Annotated in this window: 1 protein-coding gene; it reads right to left on the bottom strand. The window is 62.0% G+C overall.

Features of this window, described 5'->3' with window-relative positions; translation table 11 throughout:
• Positions 1 to 118 precede the first annotated feature (118 nt).
• Positions 119 to 468: transglycosylase domain-containing protein (locus tag AACY08_RS29360; protein WP_339472591.1), on the bottom strand; the 350-nt coding region annotated here is incomplete at its 5' end.

Below are 468 nucleotides of genomic sequence, written 5' to 3'. Positions count from 1 at the left end.
GCCGACATCCAGCAGAGCCAGCTTTACGAACTCCTACCTTGGAACTGGCGACCACCAGCAGAACTGCTCAAGGCCGCGTAAAAGCGCTCCTCACAGGATGCAAACGGCTGAACGTCGATCAACCGCGAATGCGCCCGCCGCGGGCATTGCGGGCATAGGCCGTTTCGATCGCCTGCAGATCAAACCCATTGTGCAAACAGAAGCGCGAATCTTCGCCCGCAATCGCGGCGCGCGCCATATTGGGGTCGATCTGCGACAGCGGACGCCAGGATTTGTCGATGCCGTGGCCACCCAGCGCATCGCCAACCATCGTCAGCGTAATCGGTGGCGGCACGAAGCGATACAATACGACCATGAAGACCGACAGGATCACAAACGCGACAACGGCGCGTACGGCCCAGCCCGGCACCCGTCCGACCAGACCACGTTTCCGGCGAGGGCGCTCACGCTGGTTCAGCTGAGGTTGCG

Origin of the sequence: Pseudomonas sp. EL_65y_Pfl1_R83, assembly GCF_963970695.1 — a bacterium.
In the GTDB taxonomy this organism is placed as follows: Bacteria; Pseudomonadota; Gammaproteobacteria; order Pseudomonadales; family Pseudomonadaceae; genus Aquipseudomonas; species Aquipseudomonas tritici.
Note: the sequence above shows the minus strand (reverse complement) of the source record. Positions and strands in the feature narration are given on the sequence as shown.